General features: G+C 69.4%; 15 protein-coding genes. 5 read left to right on the top strand and 10 right to left on the bottom strand.

Annotated elements, in window-relative coordinates:
• The first annotated feature begins 13 nt into the window (after positions 1 to 13).
• Positions 14 to 742: a sugar isomerase domain-containing protein gene (locus tag ACFOSH_RS07155; RefSeq protein ID WP_378237881.1), complete on the top strand. Its 729-nt coding sequence runs from the start codon at positions 14 to 16 to the stop codon at positions 740 to 742.
• 230 nt (positions 743 to 972) lie between these two features.
• Here the strand turns inward: ACFOSH_RS07155 and ACFOSH_RS07150 are convergent, their stop codons facing one another.
• The gene (locus tag ACFOSH_RS07150; protein ID WP_378237880.1) at positions 973 to 2,838 is read right to left on the bottom strand and encodes an ABC transporter ATP-binding protein; all 1,866 of its coding nucleotides are present in this window, start codon (positions 2,836 to 2,838) and stop codon (positions 973 to 975) included.
• A gap of 147 nt (positions 2,839 to 2,985) precedes the next feature.
• Here ACFOSH_RS07150 and ACFOSH_RS07145 point away from each other — a divergent pair, with 147 nt between their 5' ends.
• On the top strand, positions 2,986 to 4,287 hold the full coding sequence (locus ACFOSH_RS07145; RefSeq protein WP_378237879.1) for a glycosyltransferase 87 family protein: 1,302 nt from the start codon (positions 2,986 to 2,988) through the stop codon (positions 4,285 to 4,287).
• On the opposite strand, the gene ACFOSH_RS07140 is transcribed toward ACFOSH_RS07145, so the two are convergent.
• The 5 genes from ACFOSH_RS07140 to ACFOSH_RS07120 form a co-directional block, all read right to left on the bottom strand.
• Positions 4,288 to 4,497 (bottom strand): helix-turn-helix domain-containing protein, encoded by a 210-nt coding sequence (locus ACFOSH_RS07140; RefSeq protein ID WP_003071237.1) that lies wholly within the window; start codon positions 4,495 to 4,497, stop codon positions 4,288 to 4,290.
• 178 nt (positions 4,498 to 4,675) lie between these two features.
• A complete protein-coding gene (locus tag ACFOSH_RS07135; protein WP_378237878.1) occupies positions 4,676 to 6,304 on the bottom strand; it encodes an ABC-F family ATP-binding cassette domain-containing protein in 1,629 nt (542 codons plus the stop codon).
• Between the two features lie 141 nt (positions 6,305 to 6,445).
• Positions 6,446 to 7,114 carry an acVLRF1 family peptidyl-tRNA hydrolase gene (locus ACFOSH_RS07130; protein WP_378237877.1) on the bottom strand — a complete coding sequence of 223 codons (669 nt, stop codon included), beginning with the start codon at positions 7,112 to 7,114 and terminating at the stop codon, positions 6,446 to 6,448.
• Between the two features lie 345 nt (positions 7,115 to 7,459).
• Complete coding sequence (locus ACFOSH_RS07125) at positions 7,460 to 10,339, bottom strand: S8 family serine peptidase (protein WP_378237917.1); 2,880 nt, start codon at positions 10,337 to 10,339, stop codon at positions 7,460 to 7,462.
• Between the two features lie 237 nt (positions 10,340 to 10,576).
• Positions 10,577 to 12,154: a deoxyguanosinetriphosphate triphosphohydrolase family protein gene (locus tag ACFOSH_RS07120; RefSeq protein WP_378237876.1), complete on the bottom strand. Its 1,578-nt coding sequence runs from the start codon at positions 12,152 to 12,154 to the stop codon at positions 10,577 to 10,579.
• A 43-nt stretch (positions 12,155 to 12,197) separates the two neighbouring features.
• Here ACFOSH_RS07120 and ACFOSH_RS07115 point away from each other — a divergent pair, with 43 nt between their 5' ends.
• Both ACFOSH_RS07115 and ACFOSH_RS07110 read left to right on the top strand, forming a co-directional pair.
• On the top strand, positions 12,198 to 13,325 hold the full coding sequence (locus tag ACFOSH_RS07115) for a lycopene cyclase family protein (RefSeq protein ID WP_378237875.1): 1,128 nt from the start codon (positions 12,198 to 12,200) through the stop codon (positions 13,323 to 13,325).
• Between the two features lie 72 nt (positions 13,326 to 13,397).
• Positions 13,398 to 15,080: a GGDEF domain-containing protein gene (locus ACFOSH_RS07110; protein ID WP_378237874.1), complete on the top strand. Its 1,683-nt coding sequence runs from the start codon at positions 13,398 to 13,400 to the stop codon at positions 15,078 to 15,080.
• Positions 15,081 to 15,167: 87 nt separating this feature from the next.
• On the opposite strand, the gene ACFOSH_RS07105 is transcribed toward ACFOSH_RS07110, so the two are convergent.
• Genes ACFOSH_RS07105 through ACFOSH_RS07095 form a run of 3 tightly spaced genes read right to left on the bottom strand, consistent with a single transcriptional unit; the run spans position 15,168 to position 18,326 of the window.
• Positions 15,168 to 16,328, bottom strand: coding sequence for a sulfotransferase family protein (locus ACFOSH_RS07105; protein ID WP_378237873.1), 1,161 nt, complete (start codon positions 16,326 to 16,328; stop codon positions 15,168 to 15,170).
• A gap of 10 nt (positions 16,329 to 16,338) precedes the next feature.
• Positions 16,339 to 17,121 carry an SDR family oxidoreductase gene (locus tag ACFOSH_RS07100; protein WP_378237872.1) on the bottom strand — a complete coding sequence of 261 codons (783 nt, stop codon included), beginning with the start codon at positions 17,119 to 17,121 and terminating at the stop codon, positions 16,339 to 16,341.
• Positions 17,118 to 18,326: a hypothetical protein gene (locus ACFOSH_RS07095; RefSeq protein ID WP_378237871.1), complete on the bottom strand. Its 1,209-nt coding sequence runs from the start codon at positions 18,324 to 18,326 to the stop codon at positions 17,118 to 17,120. Before ACFOSH_RS07095 ends, ACFOSH_RS07100 begins: the two co-directional genes overlap by 4 nt.
• A gap of 87 nt (positions 18,327 to 18,413) precedes the next feature.
• Here ACFOSH_RS07095 and ACFOSH_RS07090 point away from each other — a divergent pair, with 87 nt between their 5' ends.
• A complete protein-coding gene (locus ACFOSH_RS07090; protein WP_378237870.1) occupies positions 18,414 to 19,292 on the top strand; it encodes a helix-turn-helix domain-containing protein in 879 nt (292 codons plus the stop codon).
• A gap of 342 nt (positions 19,293 to 19,634) precedes the next feature.
• On the opposite strand, the gene ACFOSH_RS07085 is transcribed toward ACFOSH_RS07090, so the two are convergent.
• Positions 19,635 to 20,102, bottom strand: coding sequence for a nuclear transport factor 2 family protein (locus tag ACFOSH_RS07085; RefSeq protein ID WP_378237869.1), 468 nt, complete (start codon positions 20,100 to 20,102; stop codon positions 19,635 to 19,637).
• Positions 20,103 to 20,121: the final 19 nt, after the last annotated feature.

Below are 20,121 nucleotides of genomic sequence, written 5' to 3'. Positions count from 1 at the left end.
CGGAAGGGCGGATGTGGTGAGCACCACCGAACGTTATGCAGACGTCGCCGAACGGCTCGCGGAGGCCGAACGGGGTAACGCGGAGCAGATCCGGAAGTCGGCCGAGCTGATCCTGGGCGTCATCCAGGCCGATGCCCTGGTGTTCACCGCCGGAGCGGGTCATTCGCTGGCAGCGGTCGCCGAGACCTTCTATCGCGCGGGCGGGCTCGCCTGCGTGTATCCGGTCTATCACCCCGAACTGCTGCCGCTGCACGGCGCGCAGCACAGCACCAAGACCGAGCGCCGCTCCGGGCTCGCCGAAGAGGTCCTGGCCGAACGCGCGCCGGGGCCGGACGACCTGCTGGTGGTGTTCTCGACCTCGGGCGTCAACCCGTACCCGGTCGAGCTGGCCGCCGGGGCGCGGGCGCGCGGGGCTTCGGTCATCGCGGTGAGTTCGGCCGCGTCCGTGGCCGCGGCGCCGAAGCGCGCGGCGACCACGCTGATCGAAGAAGCGAGCATCGTGCTCGACTCCCACGTCCGTCCCGGCGACTCGAGCTACCCGCCGGACGCGCCGCGGACCGCGCCACTGTCCACAGTGATCAACGCGTTCCTGTGGAACCTCGTGCTCGCCGAGGTCGTGGACCTCGGTGCGGCGCAAGGTGTCGACATCCCGCTGTGGCGCAGTTCCAACGTGGCCGGTGGCGACGAGGCCAACGCCGCGCTGCTGGCCAAGTACGGCGCTCGGGTCCCCGCTCTCCGCTAGTCACTTCCTCGTGAGCGGCAAGTCGCGTCAGGGCCGGTTTCGCGTGACTGGCGGGACGGCACGCGTGATCAGACGGGACGACTCGGCCGTGGCCGGGTGTCGTCCGTCCAGTCACGTGTGTCGTCCGTCTGATCACAAGTTTCGTCCGCTCGGTCACGCGAAAGTACCGCCTCGTGAGGGGTGAGGACGGTTCTCACCGTCCTAACCCCTCACGAGCACGAAACAGCAGGTCAGGCGGCTGCGGGCGCCTCCGAGAACTGCGTCAGGTACAGCTCCGCGTAGCGCCCTTCCCGCGTGAGGAGTTCTTCGTGCGTTCCCCGCTCGACGATCTCCCCGTGCTCGATGACCAGGATCTGGTCCGCCGCCCGGACCGTGGACAGCCGGTGCGCGATGACCAGCGCGGTCCGCCCGTCCAGCGCGTCGGTCAGCGCCTCGCCCACGGCCGCCTCGGACTGCGAGTCCAGATGCGCGGTCGCCTCGTCGAGGATGACGACCCGCGGCTGCGCCAGCAGGAGCCTGGCGATGGTCAGCCGCTGCCGTTCCCCGCCGGAGAGCCGGTAGCCCCGCTCCCCCACCACGGTCTCCAGCCCGTCCGGCAGGTCCCGGATCAGCTCGGCCAGCCGGGCGCGATCGAGTGCCGACCAGATCTCGGTGTCGGTGACACCGGCCCGCGCGTACTGGAGGTTCGCCCGGATCGTGTCGTGGAAGAGGTGCCCGTCCTGGGTCACCACACCGACGGTTTCCCGCAGCGAAGCGAAGCCCAGCTCCCGGACATCCACATCGGACAGCCGGACCGCCCCGGCGTCGACGTCGTAGAGGCGCGGCAGCAGCGAGGCGATCGTCGACTTGCCCGCGCCGGAAGAACCGACCAGCGCCACCATCTGCCCGGGTTCGGCCCGGAAGCTGATGCCGTGCAACACCTCTTCACCACCGCGATGATCCAAAGTGGACACGTCCTCCAGTGACGCCAGCGAGTACCGGTCCGCCGCGGGGTAGCCGAAGCGGACGTCCGAGAACTCCACCGAAACCGGGCCTTCGGGAACGCGGCTCGGGTCCGGCTTCTCTTCGATCATCGGCTTGAGGTCGAGCACCTCGAAGACCCGCTCGAACGACACCAGCGCGGTCATCACGTCCACCCGGACGTTCGCCAGCGCGGTCAGCGGCGAGTACAGCCTGGTCAGCAGCAGCGCCAGCGCCACGACGGTGCCCGGCGCGAGCGTCCCGGTCAGCGCGAGGTATCCGCCCAGCCCGTAGACCAGGGCCTGCGCGAGCGCGGAGACCGTGGTCAGGCTGGTCAGGAACCAGCGCGTCAGCATCGCCGTCCGCACGCCGATGTCGCGCACCCGCCCGGCCCGCGAGCCGAAGTCGCCCGCTTCCTTCTCAGGGTCGCCGAACAGCTTCACCAGTGTCGCGCCCGGCGCGGAGAACCGTTCGGTCATCTGTGTGGTCATCGACGCGTTGAGCTGGCCCGCCTCCCGCTGCAGCGCGGCCATCCGCCGCCCGAGCCGCCGCGTCGGCAGGATGAACACCGGCAGCAGCACCAGCGCCAGCAGGGTGACCTGCCAGGACAGGGTCACCATGACCACCAGCGACAGCGCGAGCTGGATGACGTTGGTGACCAAACCGGACAGTGTCGCGGTGAACGTGCGCTGGGCGCCGATGACGTCGTTGTTGAGCCTGCTCACCAGCGCTCCGGTGCGGGTGCGGGTGAAGAACGCGACCGGCATCCGCTGCACGTGCCGGTACACCGCGAGCCGCAGGTCGAGGATGATCCCCTCACCGATCCTCGACGACTGGGCCCGTTCCACCAGCCCGAGCCCGGCGTCGATCAGCGCCAGCGCCCCGATCAGCACGGCCAGCCACACCACCAGCGAGACGTCGTGCCCGCCGACGATCGCGTCGACCACCTTCCCGGCCAGCACCGGCGTGCTCACCGCCAGCACCGCCGAGACGACGGTGAGCACCAGGAATATCAGCAACCTTCGCCAGTGCGGCTTGGCGAACCGTGCGACGCGGCGGAACGTGCCCTTGTGCAGCCCCTTCGGAACGTCGGCCGACTTCATCGCCGAGTTCATCAGCATCCACGTGTTGTCCATGAGAAACCTCTCTTCGCCCCCAGAAACCTCGATATTAGTCGAGAGTTTTCCCGGATATAAGCATGACCAACACCCGAGGCAAGCGGATGCTTCCCGGTTTCCGCGTCCTCTTTCCGGCGGAGGTCGCCACGTCGGTAGCCTGAGCCGGTGACCAAGGACCCAGACCGGCGACGACTGACCATCGACTTGGTCTTCTACACGGGATGCCTGATCTTCGCCGTCTTGAACACGGTCGTCGCGGAGTTCTACGGCTATCGCGTGTGGGCGAACTTCGCCGTGGCGGGTTACGGCCTCGCCGTGGTCCACACCGGCTGGCTGACGATCGCCGCCCGGCGCGGCAAGCGGCCGTCCGGCGCGCTCGGTTCGCGGTGGATCGGTATCGGCGCCATCGGCCTGTTCGCAATGATCCTTCCGTTGGGAATGCTCGTCATTCGCCGTCTGACCGGAGTGGACTGGCTCATCACGCCGAATTCGTGGGCCGCCCAGCCCGAGGTCTGGGTGATCGAGAGGTCGGCGAAACTCTTCCTGGAGAACGGAACCCCGTACGTCGACGTCACCGCGCTCGGTCGCGCGGTGGAAGTAAACGATTACACACCATACGGTCCGGTGATGGCCGTCTTCGGCCTGCCGCGCGCGTTGTCCGGCGGCGGCCCGGTGGCCGACGCCCTCACCGACGCGCGCTGGATGTTCGCGCTGGCGGCCGTCGCGTGTGTACTGCTGACGCTGCGGCTGCTGAAGTGGCCGAAAATCCCGGTCAGTGCGGCGCAGCTCGCCCTCGCCTGCCCGCTGACCGCGTTGACCTGGGCGGTCGCCGGCCCGGATCTGGCCATCGTCGGCCTGCTGGTGCTGTCCTTCGCGCTGGCCACGACCGGCCGCGCCGTTCTGTCGGGTCTGGTGCTGGCCCTGGTGATCAGCGCGAAACTCATCGTCGTGCCCGCGGCGGTGGTGCTGGGTGTCCTGTTGATCACGCGGCGTGGCCCTCGCGCACTGGGCGGATTCGCCGCAGCACTCGTGGTGACGACCCTCGTCGTGCACGTACCGGTCTACCTCGTGGACCCGAAGGCGTTCGTCGAGCACGTCTTCCGGTTCCCGCTGGGAATAGGCGTGATCAAGTCACCGGCGGAGAGCCCGTTGCCCGGCCACCTCATCGCCTCGCTCGGCCCGGTGGGCACGGCGATTTCCTTCGCCCTGCTCGGGATCGCTGCCGTCGCGATCCTGGTCTGGCTGGTGCGCCGCCCTCCCTCGACCGGATCGGACGCGTTGACGCGCATGGCCGTCGGGCTCGTCGCGCTGATCCTGCTCACTCCGGCGACGAGGTACGGATACCTGGTGTATCCGCTGGTCCTGCTCGGCGCCAGGCTGGCCTTCCTGTCCGCCGAAACCCGCGAAACTGCGGTCCCCGGAAAGGGAACTGCGCCCCCCGCGCAGCAGTCCGCTACTTCTTCGTGACTACTTCTTCTTTACCCTGGTGGCACCACCACGGCCGCGCAGCTGGACGCCGGACTCCGAGAGAACCCGGTGCACGAACCCGTACGAGCGACCCGTCGACTCCGCGAGAGCGCGGATGCTCGAGCCCTTCTCGTATTTCTTCTTCAGGTCAGCGGCCAGCTTGTCACGCGTGTTGCCGGTGATCCGCGCGCCTTTCTTGAGATCAGCCACGTCGATCGCCTTCCCGCCGAGAGTGTTCTGGGCCACATAACGGCCCCTGTCGCCGCAATGATCGAACACTGAGCGCCGGAATGCCAGACGACGAGCGCAAAACTGCTGAAACCGCGATCACATTGGGCCATTTCAGTGGCCGGATGGCATCGATCAAGCACCCGAACGGACGCAGGCCTCACGCAAGCTGGACAAGTTCCAGATAATCCGCCGACCAATGGTCTTCGGTTCCGTCCGGCAGGAGGATGACGCGCTCCGGCTCCAGCGCCTCGACGGCGCCCGGGTCGTGGGTCACCAGGACGACGGCTCCGGAGAAGCTGCGCAAGGCGTCCAGGACCTGGGCACGGCTTGCCGGGTCCAGGTTGTTCGTCGGCTCGTCGAGCAGCAAAACGTTGGCAGCGCTGGACACCAGACCGGCGAGCGCGAGCCTCGTCTTCTCGCCGCCGGAGAGCGTGCCCGCCGACTGATCGAGCTGCTCGCCGGTGAAGAGGAACGACCCGAGAAGGTTCCGCAGCTCTTGCGCTCCGGTGTCGGGCGCGAGGTGACGGATATTTTCCCACACGGACGCATCGTGGTCGAGCGTTTCATGTTCCTGTGCGTAATAGCCCAAACGCATTCCGTGACCTGGAATGGTCTCGCCGGTATCCGGAGTTTCCATTCCGCCGAGCAACCGGAGCAAAGTCGTCTTTCCGGCACCGTTCAATCCGAGTACGACGACCTTCGAACCGCGATCGATGGCCAGGTCGACTCCGGTGAAGATCTCGAGCGAACCGTAGGACTTCGAAAGCCCTTCCGCGGTGAGCGGGGTCCGGCCGCACGGGGCGGGCTCGGGGAACTTGATCCGGGCGACCTTGTCGGCCTGGCGGGTGTCGTCGAGCGCGGAGAGCATCTGCTCGGCGCGGCGGGCCATGTTCTTGGCGGCCACCGCCTTCGTCGCCTTGGCACCGAGTTTCGCGGCCTGCTGCTGCAGCGCGGACGCCTTCTTCTCGGCGTTCGCGCGCTCGCGGCGACGGCGCTTCTCGTCGGTGGCGCGCGCGTCGAGGTAACGCTGCCAGCCCATGTTGTAGAGGTCGAGCTCGCCGCGGGTCGCGTCGAGGAACCAGACCTTGTTGACCACGTCGCCGAGCAGTTCGACGTCGTGGCTGATGACCACGAGACCGCCGTCGTGCTGCTTCAGGAAGCCACGGAGCCAGTTGATGGAGTCGGCGTCGAGGTGGTTGGTGGGCTCGTCGAGGAGCAGGATCGTCTCGGATTTGCCGCCCGCGCCGGCTTCGGCCGCGGCGAACAGGATCCGGGCCAGCTCCACGCGGCGGCGCTGACCGCCCGAGAGCGTCTGCAGCGTCTGCGCGAGCACCCTGTCGGCGAGACCGAGGTTGGAACAGATCCGCGCGGCCTCGCTTTCGGCGGCGTAACCACCGAGGGAGGCGAAGCGCTCCTCGAGACGGCTGTAGCGGTTGACCGCCTTGTCGCGTTCCTTCTCGTCCACCAGCTCCGACATCGCGTTCTGCGCTTTTTCCATGTTGCGCAGCAAGGCGTCGAGGCCACGCGCGGAGAGCACGCGGTCTTTCGCGGTGACGGACAGGTCGCCTTCACGCGGGTCCTGCGGCAGGTAGCCGAGTTCGCCGCTGCGGCGGACCTCGCCGGCGTACGGCTCGCCCTCCCCCGCCAGCACCTTGAGCGAGGTGGTCTTGCCGGCGCCGTTGCGGCCGACCAGGCCGATACGGTCACCCTGCTGGATGCGGACGTTGGTGTCGTCGAGCAGAATGCGCGAACCAGCGCGCAGCTGCAGGCCAGAGGCCGTGATCACGGGATCTCCCGGTACAAGGGGTGGATGAGTGGACAGCTTCGACTCGCCGGCCGCCGGCCGGCGAGGAGCTACTCCAAGAGGATGTCCACGCGATCAGTGTACGGGCCGACGTCGAACGATTTTATCCGACCGTGCCCGACGTCACGGCCCGGACAGGGTGATCTCGACCGCGACCGCCCGTTCGGCCGCGTCGTCCAGCACCGTGCGGCGTGGTTCGGGGATGTCGAGAACGCGGGGTTCGGCACGGGCGAACAACGGTGCCAGCCGCCTGTCCTCACGCAGTGAGTCCAGTGCCCTGCGGTCACCGCCGAGCACGACGGCGTCCACTTCGGACAGTTGCGGCAAAAGGATCTCGAACGCGTCTTCGGCGGCGGAACGAAGCGCCGTGCGCGCTTGTCCTTCCCTGCGCCGCGCGAACCGCTGTTGCGACCAGCCACCCGCCGCGGACCGGCCCTGGACGAGGTGACGGTCCGTCCTGGACTGGACGACCACTCCCCCGCGCGCGATCCCGACGCTGTGCCCGCCGCGGCGCACCAGCAGGAGCGCGATCCGGCGCGAGACCAGCGCGTGCTCGACGAGCGGGCCGACGGCCGTCCCGGCCACGGTTCCCTCGGCGTCCAGCGGTCCGAAAGGGACGGTCGCGACGGCGACGACGCCGTTTTCCGCGGTGACCGTGACGGTGTCCGGAGCGAAGTGCGTCTCACGGACGCCTTCGTTGCGGACGGCGAAGCGTGCGTACCAGCCTTCGAGGCGGTCCGGGGCGACCTCGATCGCCCGTCCCCCGCCCGCCACCTGCCGCTCCCTCGCCATGGTCTCAACGTACGGGGCGAGGCCCGGGTCAGCGTTGCGAAAGCCACTTTCGCAACGCTCAAGGTTGCGAAAGTGGCTTTCGCAACGCTCCCCATGGTCACAGGGTGGTCGTGAGTGGCGATTCGGGCTGGGGCCGAGCGTGCCTTAGGTACCTACTGGATTCTGGCTGCGGTTGATCCGCGCGTCCGGTCCGTGAAGGCCTCCTTCCCTACTCTGAAGGTAGGGAAGGAGGCCTTCACCACCTTCCGGGTCGCCACGTTTGCCCCAGCAGTCACAGCGGCCGTGCGTGAAGGCCCCCTTCACTGCGCTAGGCGCAATGAAGGGGGCTTTCACGCGCAAACAGGACTAGACCGGCTTCACCGGCCCCGTGCCGACCGACTTCCCGACGCTCGCGGGCCGCTCAGCCGCACCGGGCTGAACGAAACCGTTGGCGTGCAAGGAAACCGAACGGATCGAACCGGTGTCGCCACCGGCGACGTCCACCGCGGTGAACTTCCAGACCCCGTCTGCCACCGCGCCGGTGGTCAGGCCGCCGAACGGCTGCACCGGCTTGTAGGTCCCGGTGAACGGGGCACTCGCCGCGCTCACCGAGCTGAACAGGGCGGTCGCGGTGTCGGCGAAGACGACCTGGCACAGGTTGTTGCCCGAGCCGCCGCCACGCTGGAACACGGTCGCCTTGGCGCCCGCCGGCGAGGTCAGCGTGCCGACCAGGTCACCGACGTACGAGTGGTTGATGCCCACCGTCATCGAGGTCTGGTCGGTGTTGCACGTGGCCCCGTCGATCGAGAACGTCAGCTTCGACGCGCGCCCGACACCGCTCACCGTGATCGGCACGGTCGCACCGGTCGGGTCGCTGTCCGGGATCGCCACCGCGGCACCGGCGTAGGCGAAGTTCTGCGTCACCGGCGACGGCGTGCCGACCGGCAGCGAGAACGTCGACGTGGTCGGCGAGAACGAACCCGCGAAGGTCACGCGCGCGTTCAGCACCACCGGCACACCGAGTTCCTGCGTGGCGGGAACGGTGATGGTGAAGTCGTTCACGCCGGTCTGCCCGGGGCTGATCGTGCCGTACGACTTCGACCGCGGCGCCACCGTGACACCGGGGGTCGGGCTGGAGAGCACGACGCTGGTCGAGGACGCGGTGCCGTCGCCGCGGTTGGTCACCGGCAGGGTCACCTTGGCGGTGTCGCCCGGGTCGAGCGCGGAACCGCCGTCGGCCGGGGTGACCGTCGGCTGGCCCGCGGTCGCGAGCGGCTGCGGGCTGGCGCCGGTGTAGGCGAGCACCTTGTCGGCGAGGATGACGCCCGCGCCGCTGGAGTTGTCACGGCCCGGGGTCAGGATGTCGACGGCGGTGTTGATCAGCGCCGCGCGCACCTCGGCCGGGGGCAGCCCCGGGTTGCCCGAGAGCACCAGGCCCGCGATCGCGGCGGCGTGCGGCGCGGCGGCCGACGTGCCGTAGAACGTGGTGAACCCGGTGACGCTGGTGGAGACGCCGTCGGCCGCGGTGATGTCCGGCTTGGCGCGGACCTCACCACCGGTGCCGGACACGTTGCCCGGGGTGATCGGGGTGCCGTCGGCCTGGTAGAACATGCGCCGCGGACCGTCCGAAGTGAACCGTTCGACCTTCGACGCCGCGCCGAAGGCAGCCGGGAACGGGCCCGCCGGGTTGGCCGGGTCGTTCGGTTCGAGGGCACGCGGGAACGCCTTGGCGGCCGGGGCCGCCGCGACGCTGAACGCGTCCCGCGCGGCCGAGTGGCCCACGGTCACGCCGGGTTTGGTGTAGGCCTTGAGACCGTCGGCCGAGTCGGTGAAACGACCGCGCAGCGCGGACAGCGACAGGTAGCGGCCCTCACCGGAGAACTTGACGATGGCCAGCCGCAGCCCGGCGGCGCCCGTGGTGTCCACCCGCTCGTAGGCGTCCTGGGTCCCGGTCTGGACGTCCTGGCTCAAGTCGACGACGTTGCCCGCCGCGTTGAGCAGGTACAGGTCGTAGTCGTTGTTCGAGTGGCCCAGCGGGTCCGACCAGAACAAGGTGACCGGCACGGCCCCGGACCCGTTCGAAATCGGCTGGAAGATCTGGTTGCCCGCGGCTCCGGCGAAGTTGTGCGCGGTGCCGGCGAACTTGCCGACACCCTTGCCGGAGTCGACGAAGTCGCCTTCCCAGTGGCCCGAGGTGCCGTCGGCGACGTTGCCCTCGTTACCGGCCGAGGAGAAGTACAGCGCTCCGTTGGCGGTCACGTCGTTCACGGCCTGGGCGATGATCCAGTCCTGGAACGGCGATTCCTTGAAGTACAGGACATCGTCGACGATGACGTCGCAGTGCGCCTCGAAACGCAGCTTGCGGATGTTGTCGGCGAAGCCGGCGTCGGAGTTGAACGCGCTGGCGAAACCGAGCGCCGCGTTCGGCGCGAGATCGTGGATGATCTCGAGCATCGCGGTGCCCTCGTCGCCGGATCCCTGCTGGCCGGCGAGCACGTCGACGCCCGCCGGGAGTTCGCCGCGCGCCTGTGAGGTCGCGAGCGAGTCGACGCCGTCGGAAAGCGCGCAGATCTTGGTGCCCACCCCGGTGACGCCGAACTGCTGGCGCGCGGTGTCGGCGTTGTGCGCGCGGTCACCTTCGCTGTCGACAGGTCCGGCGGCGGCACCGACCTGGCCCTTGCCCTCGACGGCCTTCCGCAGCTCGTCCGCGATCCGGGCGGCCTTCTCTTCCTTGCTTTCCGCCTTCGCCTTGCCCGCGGTGGCGGGCTCGGCGAGCTGGCGGGCGGTGAACGCCTCGTTGGCGGTCTCGACCTTCTTGACGCCCTCGCGTCCGGCGATCGCCGGGACCGCGTTCAGCGGCACTTCGGCGCGGACGCTGCCGTACCGTTCGGAGACCGCGCGGATCCCGGCACCGGATGCACGCAGACCATTCAGGAGTTCTTCCGAGACCTGGCCCCGGATGTCGACGAGTACGGTGCCGGTCGCGGAGACATTCGCCCCAGACCCCAGTGCGGGAACCGCGGAGGCCGGCATGCGTTGAGCGCGGAGTTTCTGTTCGACGAGCAGCCTGCTGTCCACTTTGGACTCGGCGGCGGTCTGATTCTTCTTGATCGACTGCAGGGCCTCGATCTGCCGGACGGTGTTCTCCGAGAACGCGTCCGAGGACTGTCCGGTTTCCGCCGCCGCGACGGGCGGGCTGACCAAGCCGAGCGCGGTGACGAGCGCCGCCGTGCCTGCGGTCAGGATCGATCTTCTTCTCCGGTTAGAACGGGTTGGACGCACGTGCGCCTCCGATTCCTGGGCGCGTGCCCCGACTCACGCTGACCAATGCCGGCGATCACCGGCTGGATCAAGCTAAGTACCGGGCGTGCACCGGCGGCAGGCGCCGTTCGAGTGACGTCGGATGGAGAATTTCCGGATTCGGCCGCAGATCGTGGGCCGTTCAGCGTAATCGTATGGTCACGGCGTGATGAGGGACCGGCCTCAAAGGACGAAGGAGTCCGACCAAGGCTGCGAAGCGCGACCGGAGAGGCCGTCCAAAAGGGTCACCGCCTGTTTGTCCGTCAGGGACGCCACGAAGTCGACCACCGCCCGCCCGCGCGCGAGACCGCGCACGGCGTCGGCGCCGGTGACCGGTTCCCCGGTCGCTCCGATGAGCAGTTCCGGCGACGTCCGCGCGAGCTGGTTGAACTCCGACCGCGCCAGTTCGACCAGATCGTGCAGCCGTCGGGGGAGCCGGTAGAACTCGTCGCGGTCGAGCAGCCAGGCGTCGAGCGCGTCGACCAGTGTGGTCACCAGGCTCGCCTGTCCGCGCTGGTGCAGCGCCAGTTCCGGACGCAACAGCACGAATCGCCGGTGCACGAACTTCAGCACCTGGACCTCGTGCCACTGCGCGGGTCGCAACGTGAGATGCCCCGTCCGGGTGGAAGGGGACGACACCACCTGGACGCCGTCGACGAGCCGCGCGGTCCACTTCGCCGAGAAGGCGGCTGTCGCCTGCTCCGCCTCGATGGAACCGTCGAACCCGGTGGCGAGCAGGCCGTCGACGAGTTCGGCGCGGACACGGGCGACGGCGCTGGTGAAGGCGTCGTCGTCGACGATCCAGCCGTCCTTGGCGTGCATCCGGCGGCGAAGCCGTTCCAGCGAACGGCCCGGCAGCCGCCGTTCGGCGGTCAAGGTCGCGTCGTCCAGCCCGGCCAGTTCCACCGCGCCCTCGACCCAGCCGGCGAACTCGGCCGCGACCGGCGCGTGCTGCAGGACACCGATCCGGTGGAAGTCCTGGAGGTCGTGGATGGCGTAGGCGATGTCGTCGGCGGTGTCCATCACGGACGCTTCGACGGTCTGCTGCCAGGGTTCGATCCGGCCGGCGAACGGTGCCCGCGCCTCGGTGAAGTCGTCGAGTTCGGTGCTGTAGGCGGAGAACTTGCTCGCGCCGGTGCCGGGGGCGTCGGCCGGTTCGGCCGCGCCGCGCGGCTGGACGTCCATCGACGTCGGATGCGGGTCGGGCACGTGCAGGCGCGCCCACGGGTACTTCAGCACCGCGGCGCGCACCGCCGTGGTCAGGTCGAGCCCGGAAGCGGACGGCCCGCGCACGTCGGTCGTGGTGATGATCCGGAACGACTGCGCGTTGCCCTCGAAGCCGTCGGCGAGGCCGAACCGGTGCCGGGCGATCCGGTCGAGGGTCTGCTCCCCCAGGTGCCCGAACGGCGGATGTCCGAGGTCGTGCGCGAGCGAGGCGGCCTCGGCGACGTCCGGGTCGCAGCCGCCCAGTTTCGCGGCGAGTTCGGCGGAGTCGCTGGTGGAGTTGATCCGCTCGGCGATGGCGCGCGCGACCTGCGCGACCTTGAGGCTGTGCGTGAGCCGGTTGTGCAGCAGCCCGGATCCACCGGCGCTGACCACCTGGGTCACCCCGCCGAGGCGGGCGAAGAACGGCGACGCGGCGATCCGGTCCCGGTCGATCCGGAACGGGCTCGTGGCGAGGTCGGTGAACCCGGCGTTCTCGCTCTCCGGATCACGCCGCCACGCCCTTGGATCCGTCAGTCTCGGGTCCGTCTGTTCCATGCGTCACACCGTATCCGTCGGGGCGCTTTGAGACACTGCCCAGGTGGCGGACGTGGTGATCGCGGGCGGCGGCCCGGCGGGCCGGGCACTCGCGCGGGCCTGTGCCCGGCGCGGCCTGGCGACGGTCCTGATCGACCCGGCGCCGGGCAGGCGCTGGCGGGCGACCTACGGGCTGTGGGCCGACGAGCTTCCGGCGCTGCCCGAGAGCGCCATCGCCTGCGCGCCTTCGACGGCACTCGCCTTCGGAACCAGGCAGCACGTCCTCGATCGGCAGTACCTCGTGATCGACAACGCCGGTCTGCGCGCGTGGTTGGACGGCGGCTACGACGTCGTCGCCGGGACGGTGGCGGGCGTCGACCACGGCAGGCGGGGCTCGTCGGTGCGCCTCGAAGACGGACGAGTGCTCGCGGCGGGCCTGTATGTCGACGCTTCCGGTGCCCGGCCGCGGGGGAACCGGTACGAGCAGACGGCCTTCGGCGCCGTCCTCCCCGCCGAGGACGCGCTGCGCCTGGTCGACAGTCCGGACACCGCCGTGTTCATGGACTGGCGCGGCAGCGAACAAGGCTTCCTGTACGTACTGCCGCTCGGCGACGGCACCGTCCTGGTCGAGGAGACCTCGCTGGCCCGCAAGCCCGGCCTGCCGCTCGAACTCCTGGCGGCGCGGCTGCGTGCCCGGCTGACGGCCGCCGGGCTGACGGCACACGGACGCGAGGAACGCGTGCGGATCGTGCTCGACCTGCCGGTCCCCCGTCGTGGCCGGACGGTGCCGTTCGGGGCCGCCGCCGGGCTGGTGCATCCGGCGACCGGATACAGCGTCGCGACGTCGGTGCGGCTCGCGGACCCTGTCGCCGACGCCGTCGCCCAGGCCTGGGACCGAGGGCCCGCCGAAGCCGCGTCGGCCGCCCACCGGGCGCTGTGGCCGGCATCGGCGCGGACCGTGCACGAGTTGCGGCGGCACGGGCTGCGGGCACTGTGCGGGATGCCGTCCGAAGCGGTCCCGGTGTTCTTCGATCTGTTCTTCACCTTGCCCACCGGCCTCCAACGGGCTTTCACCACCGGTCGCGAAGACGTTCCGGGTACCGCCGAAGCGATGTCGGCGCTTTTCCGAATGGCGCCGTGGCAAGTGAGAAAACACCTGATCGGGTGGCGTGCGTTACGCCGTTCTAGGTAACCAGGTGCCTGCCCGGTGAACATCAGTCGACACGTGTTTTGTTTCGCGCCGCCACCGACGAATATGCGGGTTGTGACGTTGCAGATCGCGGTCCGCTTCGCTTACCAGCCGTTGTACAGCCTGCACACCGGCGGGGTCGTCGCGTTCGAAGCCCTGGCACGGCCGGGCCGCGGCACCGCCCACGAACTGCTCGCCGACGCCCGGCGCAGCGGAAAGCTGACCGAGGTCGACATCGGCCTGGCCGCCGAAGCGGTGCGGCAGCAGAACGTGACTCAGGCAGCCCTCCCGCTGCACCTGAACCTGTCCGCGCGGACCGTGGCGGCGCCACCGGCCCGGTTCGAATCGCTGACCGAAGCGCTCGGCCTGTCCGGCCGCCGGACCAGGGACGTCGTGCTGGAGATCGGGCCGCCGTTCACGCAGATCCCCGCCGACCTGCTGCTCACCGGCATGCGCCGTCTCACCGAGCTCGGGTTCCGGCTCGCGCTCGACGGCCTCGGCCGCGGTGACCTGCCGCTCACGCTGCTCGCCTCCGCGCCGATCGACCTGGTGAAACTGGACCGCACCGTGCTGCGCGGCCTGCCGCACGATCCGGCCGCCGTAGCGGTGGTCGAGGCGGTGCTGCACTTCGCGTCGCGCACCGACAACCGGCTGGTCGCGACCGGGCTCGAAACCACCGAGCAGCTGGAGTCCGCGAGGCGGCTCGGGGTGCGGATCGCGCAGGGCAACCTGCTCGCCCCGCCGGACGGCGACCACGCGCCGCTGCCCGCGCCGGACGCGCCCGGCCCGTTCGTCGCGGGCACCGCCCGCGCCCGCCGCGTCGGCGACTTCCTGCGGCCCGCGACCACGCTGCCGGAAGCGGCGACCTGTGACGACGTGCGTGAGGTGCTGGCCGCCTCCGACGGGCCGAGCGGCATCGTCGGCATCGACGACCGGCACCGTCCACAGTGGTCGATCGACCGGACCCGCTTCCTGGTCGCGGTCACCGGGTTGTACGGCCACGCCCTGCACGCCAAACGGCCCGCGTCGCGGCTCGCCGACCGGCCGCACACGATCCACGCGGACGCTAGCGCGCTGGAGTTCCTCGAACTGGTCACCGACGCGGACTGGAGCCGCACCGGAGACGACGTCGTGGTGGTCGACGACCGCGGCCGGTGCGTCGGGGTGGTGCTGGTGAACGAGGTCGTCCGCGGGGTCGCGGAGGCGAAGGTCGAGGAGGCCGTCTCGCTGAGCCCGCTGACCCGCCTGCCCGGCAGCGACGCCGTCGCCAGGGACGTCGACCGCCGGATCAACGCGCGGGAGCCGTTCGTCGCGGCCTGGCTGGACGTCGACTCGTTCAAGGCGGTCAACGACACCGCCGGGTTCGCCGCGGGCGACGATCTGATCCGCACGCTCGGCCGGACGCTCACCGACCTGGAGGCCAGGCTGCGGCGGATGCGCGTCAGCCACGTCGGCGGGGACGACTTCCTGATCGCCTGTGACGTCGACGAGATCGGCACGGTCGCCACGGCGCTGCTGGACACGCCGTGGTCGGCAGATGGGCTCCCGGTGACGGTCTCACTGGCGACCCTGGTGTGCGGAAACGGCGCGATCCGGTCCTACAAGGACGCTTCCCGGCTCTTGGCGCCGCTGAAGAAGCGCGCCAAGGAGGTCCCCGGGTCGAGCTGGGTGCTCGGGCGGCCGGGGTCGGAGCGCGTCGAGGTGCTGCGCGGGATCACGACGCGAGGTCTCCCCGCGCAGCGCGCCGCCGGTTTCTGACCTCTCCGCAATTAGTCACCTACTTGCCCCAGATCGCGGTCCGGCGCCGGAAAGCGCCCTGGCAAGTAGGTGACTAATTGCGGGGCTTCAGAGCGAGTGGGCGGCGCGGTAGGCCGAGAAGCGCTCGTCGACCTCGCCCGTGGTGAGACCGAACTCCGCGAGGTCGTACCGGTGCACGGGTTTCCTTTCCCCAGAACGGCTTTCGGCGTGCACGACCGTCATCGCGTCGCGGGCTTCGCCGCTCAGAGGCAGCCCGAAATGCCGGTAGACACCCTCGACAGTGCCGATCGGGTCGGCGACGAAATCCTCGTACCGGACATCGCAGAACTGCGCCGGATCGTGCCGTTTCCTCGCCTCCAGCGACCTTTCCGCGCCCCGCGCCCACAGATCCAGCTGGCTACGGCCGATCACGTCACCGCGGAAGACGTCGGACCAGCCGTCCGAGGCCTGTTCGTTCAGGCTGCAGACCGACGCGATGATCGTGCTCGGCGCGCGGTGGGTCTGGACGATCAGCGCGTCGGGGTACACCTCCAGCAGCGCGTCGAGCGCGAAGAGATGGCTCGGGTTCTTGAGCACCCAGCGGCGTCCGGCGTCGGGCAGGCCGATCAGCTGGAGATTACTCCGGTGCCTGCGGTAGGCGTCGGTCCAGCTCTGCCCGTCGAGCCAGCGCGAGTACGACGGCACGTGCGCGAGACATTCGTAGGACACCGATTTCAGGGACTGCCGCAGCAGCTGCCAGCATTCCTCGACCTGACCGGCGGACATGTGGTGCAGGCCCATGAACTCGGGATGTTCGACGTGGTGCTTCTCGTAGCCCGCCTGGATCCCTTGGAAGACCGGGTTTTCCGCCCAGGTCTCGCGCGGCGGCCGCGGCTGCGGCACCTCGGTCAGCCAGACCTCCAGCCCTTGGTGCGCCGGATCCTCGGTGAGGAGCCGGTGCAGCGCCGTGGTGCCGGTGCGCGGCAGGCCGGTGACGAAGATGGGCCGCTCGACGGGCACCTCGGCGTACTTCGGGTTCTGCTTCCAGGACGCCTCGCTCAACGACCGCGCCACGAGGGCACCCCGCAGGAACGCGCGCTGGATCTTGTTGCCGTACGGCGTCAGTCCGGCCTCACCGGCATACGAATCCAGCAGGACCCGCAGTCCTTCGAGGTGGTCTTCGCCGCCGAAGTCGTCCAGCCCGGTGAGTTTCGCCGCCGACGCGTGCAGATCCTCCACGGTGCCGACGTTTTCCCGCCCTGGCAGCATGTTCTCCCCTTCAGTGGTGGTATTCGCCGGCGTTGACGTCGAGGCACTGACCGGTGACGCAGCGGGCGAGCGACGAGGCCAGGAACACGACGGTGTCGGCGATCTCGTCCGGTTCCGGCAGGCGGCGCAGGTCGATCGTCTCCGCGGTCTCGGCGTACACCTGCTCCGGCGGTACGCCGCGTTCCTTGGCCAGGTAGGCGAAATACCACTTCAGCGAGTCCGCCCAGATGTAGCCGGGCGCTACGGAATTGACCCGGATCCCGCGCGGCCCGAGTTCCGAAGCGAGGCTTTGCGCGAGCGCGAGCAGGCTCGCCTTCGCCATCTTGTACGCGCCGAACGTCCGCCGGGAATGCCGGAGCACGGCCGAATTGATCATCACCACCGACCCGGCGCTCTCTTCGAGCGAAGGTGTGAACAGCCGTGTGAGCCGGAGCGCGGCGAGCACGTTGGTCTCGAAGCCCGCCCGCACGTCGGCGAGGTCGACGTCGGCGAGATCCATGATCGGCGGGATGGCGAAAGCGTTGTTCACCAAAGCGTCCACGCGACCGAAAGCCTTCAGCGCGGCTTCGGCGAGGTTCGTGGCCGAAGCGTCGTCGGTAATGTCGGTGGGCACGGTGATCGCGCGGCGGCCGAGCGCGTCGACCTCCTTGGCGACCTCGGCGAGCCGGGATTCGGTGCGCGCGGCGAGGACGACGTCGGCGCCCGCCGCGGCACCGCGCACGGCGATGGACCGGCCGAGCCCCGGTCCGACACCGGAGACCACGATCACCTTGTCCCGCAGGAGATCCGTCATCCCAGCATCCTTCCCGCGACGGCCGTCTGGCGGGCCGCGATCCGGGCCGCCCACTCCTCCGGGGTCACCCGGGCCTCCTCGTGGAACGGCAGCCTGTCGGCGAGTTCGCCGAACTTCACCACCTCGACCTCGGGACCGTCGGCGGTGTCCAGCGCACGGGAAAGCCGCTGCCAGCGGATCTGGACATAGCCGCGATCGTGCCCGGTGCGTTCGAGCCAGTTGGCGAGGCCGGGGTCCCGTTCGCTGATCACGAACCGGATCTTGCCGTCCGGGTCGACCCGTGCCTGGTCGGCGGTGAGGCTCGTCTGATGGTTGATGTAGTCGAGCGAGAGATACCAGACGCTGCCGAGCTGGATGCCCTGATACGGCGCGTCCGAACGCGGGACCGTGACGATCATGACCTCTTCGTCGCCGAGTTCGTAGTGCCCGGCCGAGGAGTACTGCGTGGTCAGGCCGCCCGGTGTCGGGCGCGGTTCGGTCATCGTGTTCACCGGCAGGTTCAGGTAGAACCACTTCGGGAAGGCGAGGAAGGTCCGCAGCCTGCTCAGCAGGATCTTGCCGGAGACGCCGTAGCGTTTGGCCAGCCCGTCGCGGGTGAGCGGCGCGGGCGAGCCGCCCGCGGTGTCGGCGCACTGGATCTGGATCGTGCCGCGGCGTTCGGTGGCCCAGTCGCTGTAGACCTCGCGCACCACGAGCATCGACGAGCCCGGGCCGAGGATGAAGTAGTTCGAGGCACGTTTTCCCGCCGAGAACTCATCGGCGCTGTTGGGGCCGGGATCCGGTTTGGCCGGTCCGAAGCGGAGTTCGAACGAGCCGTCCTCGGCGATCTCGATCTCACGGTCGTCGAAAGCGGCGAGACTGTCCGGCACCTCGACGGGCGAGTAGTCGCCGTTGAGGACCTGGAAACTGACGTCGGCGGTGCTCCCCCGTGTCCCGGTGACGACGTACTCGCGGTCCTCGCGGATGTTCGCGTTGAAGTACAGCGTGTCCGGATTGTCCAGGCCCATCTTCGTGTACGGCCCGGTGGACTGGGTGAAGAACGGATAGTCCCGTTCGTAGGCCCACGCCATCTGCAGGGACGCGCGGATGCTTCCGGCGAGGTAGTCGTAGCCCTCGACCAGATCCTGTTCAGTCCGGATGTGCGGCGCCTCCGCGATGACCTTCTCGGCTTCGACGATCGCGTCCGCGAACGGTTGAGTGAGCACCGGCGACTCCTCATGCTGGTACAAATACGTACCGACTTGGTACGTTCTTCGCGACATCAGAGTAGAACGCGTTCTAAGGATGGGTCAATGACGCGGCGTTCCCCGCCCACCGAGCGAGTCGTGCGGCTGCTCGACTTCTTCGCCGCGCACCCAGGCCGTCGCTTCGGCCTTTCGGAACTCGCCCGCGAACTGGGCCTGGCCAAGCCGACCTGTCTCGGCATCGTCACCGAGCTGACCGCGGGCGGCTACCTGGTCCGGGACCCGGGCCCGGTCACCTACCGGCTCGGGCCGGCGATGGTCGCCGCGGGCCGCGTCGCCGGCGAGGGCTTCGGCGCGAGCGAGGTCGCGCGACGGCATCTGGAGGACCTGAGCAGGCGCTACGGCGCCACGTGCACGGCGTCGGCCGTGGTCGGCGACCGGATCCTGATGCTGCAGAGCGCCGGGCCCGGGCGGGTGAAGCTCGGCGAGACCTACCCGTTCGCGCCGCCGGTCGGCCTGATGTACGTCCTGTGGGACGCCGACTCGGCGTTCGACACGTGGCTCGCCAAACCCCCGGCGGTGCCGGTGCGACTGGACGAAGCGCGTCTGCGTCGCGTCGTCGCGGAATGCCGCGAACACGGGTACCTGGTGGAGAGCCTGACCTCCGCCGGGCGACGGCTCTACGCGCTGATGGCCGGCGTCGGCGCGGAGGAGCTGCCGCCAGAAGTACGGGGCCTGGTGGGGGAACTCGTCTCGAGCCTCGGCGAGCGCGTCTACCTCGGCGCCGATCTGGAGCCGCGCCACAAGCACGCGGTAAGCCTGCTCGCCGCGCCGACATTCGACGCTTCGGGCAGGCAGGAACTGGTGCTCACACTGTCGGTCGGCGAGCCGATCACCGGCGCCGAGATCGCGCGGCGGGGTGCGGCGCTGGTCGCCACCGCCGACGCCGTCACCGCCGAATCCGGCGGCCGCCGCCCCCGCGTTTAGTCCTCTGAATGCGGCGGCCACCGCCCGTCGGCCTCGTGAGTGACTAGGACGGTTAGCGCAAGTCCGTGAAGGCCTCCTTGCCTACCCTGACGGTAGCGAAGGAGGCCTTCACTACCTTCGCGATCGCCACGTTCGCCCCACGCGCGCCAGCAGCCACAGCAGCTGCGCATGAAGGACTCCTTCATTGCGCTAGGCGCAATGAAGGAGTCCTTCACGTACCTCAGGCGACCAGGGTGACGGCACCGAGTGGGTCGGGGTGGTCGTGAGTGGCAAGTGTCGTTCTAACGACACTTGCCACTCACGACCACCCCGACCACTCGCGTTCAGAGGCCTAAACGCGGGTCAGGAGGACCACCGGTTCGCGGTGAGCTTCAAGCTCGGCACGTCGTCCATCGACATCATCGTCTCGTACAGCCGGTCGTACTGGGTCGAAGCGGTCAGCCACGCGCCGTCCACCCGCCGGTAGGTGTCCTCGTAGTACGCCGCGCCCTCGATCACCACCCGGTGCTCGGGCACGATCACCTTGTCCCGCATCAGCCACGTGCCCGTCGCGGTGTCGCCGTCGACGTCGATCTCCGGCTGCCCCGCGAAGTGCACCGTGGTGACGCCGGGCCCGACGGCGTTCCGGAAGAACCCGATGATCGCGTCACGCCCTTCGAAGTTCAGGGGTTCGCCGTAGGACGGCGTGCCGAACCGCGCGTGCGCGTCGGTCGTCAGGGTCCCGGCCATCTCGTCCCACAGCTTGAGGTCGAGGCACCGGAGGTAGCGGGCTTTGAGGCGGCGGATCTCTTCGAGCGCGACCAGGTCCATGCCGACAGCGTGCCCCTCC

It is taken from the genome of Amycolatopsis speibonae (genome assembly GCF_042647925.1).
Taxonomy (GTDB): Bacteria; Actinomycetota; Actinomycetes; order Mycobacteriales; family Pseudonocardiaceae; genus Amycolatopsis; species Amycolatopsis speibonae.
The sequence above is the reverse complement of the archived record's forward strand: the minus strand, read 5'-3'. Positions and strand labels throughout refer to the sequence as shown.